Annotated in this window: 2 protein-coding genes; one reads left to right on the top strand and one right to left on the bottom strand. The window is 35.6% G+C overall.

Going from position 1 to position 2,661, the window contains the following annotated elements:
* The first annotated feature begins 782 nt into the window (after window positions 1-782).
* Window positions 783-2,333 carry an ATP-binding protein gene (locus AB1444_16345; GenBank protein ID MEW6528224.1) on the top strand — a complete coding sequence of 517 codons (1,551 nt, stop codon included), beginning with the start codon at window positions 783-785 and terminating at the stop codon, window positions 2,331-2,333.
* A gap of 17 nt (window positions 2,334-2,350) precedes the next feature.
* On the opposite strand, the gene AB1444_16340 is transcribed toward AB1444_16345, so the two are convergent.
* The coding region (locus AB1444_16340; protein MEW6528223.1) for a DUF1640 domain-containing protein at window positions 2,351-2,661 on the bottom strand (311 nt) is incomplete at its 5' end.

Genomic DNA, 2,661 nt, shown 5'->3' with positions numbered 1-2,661 from the left:
TATTATACCGTAACCCCAAATAGAATAAACAATATCGTATTGTAATGTTGCATAAATCGATTTAAACGTTATAAATATAACAGTTTTTTGTTATAAATATAACAAAATGTTATATTTTATGACAACATTATATAGTTATTTTGTAATTTTTTATTAATTATTAAAAATTAATGTTGACATTCTGATAGCAATAGTTTGTATCAAAATATATACAAATAATATTTAATTGTTTATACATTATATTACCAATGGCTACACTGTTATAACACGTTGAAAGGGCGATTTTTCATTTAAAAACAAGCGGGAAGATTCGTTTTTGGAAGGAAAAGATTGTTATGTGTAAGTGTAGCCATATTTTATTAATATGTATCACTCCAATCATGCACCTTGAAAACACCAGGCATTTTTACCACATTTTACTATTTGACATTTTTTTCAAGGGGATGAGATAATTGGAAGGCTACATGATTGCTACAATACGCTTTCAATGACTTTGTCCTATGCGTCATTGCGAGTGTCGAAGGCACGTGGCAATCCCGTCCATCATGTCATTGCGAGGAGCGAAGTAACGAAGCAATCTACCTTCTGTGGTATTGAGACTGCCACGCTTCGCTCGAAGTGACTTTTACTCCAATGTCATTTAGTTCAACTTTAAAAAGAACATCATACATTCATATTAAAATACATCTTGTGCCAAAGTAACATTCCATTATTCTTTCCAGTTGACAATTATAGCAATTGGTGGTATTTATGGATAAAAATTATCGCAGGGAAATAAACACATGAAGAAACTGCCCATTGGAATACAGAGCTTTGAGGAAATAGCCACCGGGGGATATTACTATGTGGACAAGACTTACTTTGTTGCAAAACTTACAAATGAGGGTAAATTTTACTTTCTATCGCGTCCCCGGCGTTTTGGCAAATCCCTGTTTCTTGATACCATAAAGCAAGCATTCCTTGGGAAGCGTGAGCTTTTTAAAGGGCTGTATTTGTATGATAATTGGGATTGGAGTCAAACCTATCCGGTACTGAATATTGATTTTGGAGGCGGGTTAGTTGATGATGCTGGTACATTGGAGAAATGGATAAAGGTTCAAATTGGACGTAATTTTGAAAATTTAGGGATAAGCGCAAATGTTGATGATGATTACAGGACAGCGTTTGAGGATTTGATACTGAAAGCGCAAGCGCATTATAAGCATAAGGTAGTAATTTTAATAGATGAGTATGACAAGCCAATACTTGACAGGATAGATAATATAGAAAAGGCTATTGCCATACGGGATGTATTGAAGAATCTATATAGCGTCATAAAGCCGCTTGATGCATATATAAAGCTTGTATTTTTAACAGGGGTATCGAGATTTTCGAAGGTGTCCATATTCAGTGGATTAAATCAGTTGCAGGATATAACGCTGAATCCTGAATATGCAACGATTTGTGGATATACTCAGAGAGAACTTGAGAAAGTTTTTGAGGACAGGGTAAAAGATTTTGATAAAGAAGAGCTAAAGGTGTGGTATAACGGGTACAGCTGGCTTGGTGAACGAATGTACAATCCTTTTGATATATTGCTTCTTTTTTCTGAGAAGCGATTCAGGGCATACTGGTTTGAGACAGGGACACCAACATTTTTGATAAAGCTATTTCAGAAGAATGCGTATTATGTGCCAAAATTGGAGGAGCTCAAGGTAGGGGAAGAACTACTATCCAATCTTGATATAGATTATATATTTCCTGAAAATCTTTTGTTTCAATCGGGGTATCTTACCATAAAGGAATTAGTGAGAGTAGGCAGCAAGAATGTGTATGTGTTAACCTATCCCAATTTAGAAGTGAGGATGAGTTTTAATGATGCCTTTTTAACATATCTTACGCCAGTACCTGTGGCAAAAGATGGAACGCAGATAGAATTGATAAGCGCATTTGAAAAAGGTGCAGTAGAGAGGTTAAAAGAAATATTAGTTAGTTTTTTTGCAAGTTTTCCAGCTGATTGGTACCGTAAGAATAACATACAGGAGTATGAAGGGTACTATGCCTCGGTGGTGTATGCATTATTCAATGGAGCAGGATTAACCGTAGTAGCGGAGGATACCACCACTACGGGGAGGATTGATTTAACGGTATTGTGGAACAAGAGGGCATATATTGTAGAATTTAAGGTTGTAGAAGGTAAGGGGGAAGGGAAAGCCTTACAGCAGATAAAAGAGAAACGATATTATGAGAAATATAAAAACAATAGCAGTGAAATATATATCATAGGGATTGAATTTAGCAAAGAGCAACGGAATATAGTTTTTTATCAGTGGGAACGGATAACATCTGTCTAAATATTTAAGTTTTGTCATCACCGCCAAACCTGAAACAGCCACACAATGACTCCAATAATCGTAATAGTCTGGGTAATGAAAAACCCAAAAAGCCATTTTAAAATATCTGACTTTACCTTGTGAATCTCAACCCTTACTTTCTCTATCTCCACTCGCATTTCTGTTCGCACCTGTTCTATCTCTTTAGTGAGTTTAAGTTCGGTTTCTTTGATTTCGCCTCGGACTTGCTCAATTTCTTTAGTGAGTTTAAGTTCAACTTCTTTAATTTCTTTACGCGTTTGCTCAATTTCCTTCACTAATTTTAATTCGGTCAAGGCAATATCCTGTC

Source organism: Spirochaetota bacterium (assembly GCA_040756435.1).
Classification (GTDB): domain Bacteria; phylum Spirochaetota; class UBA4802; order UBA4802; family UB4802; genus UBA4802.
The sequence above is the reverse complement of the archived record's forward strand: the minus strand, read 5'-3'. Positions and strand labels throughout refer to the sequence as shown.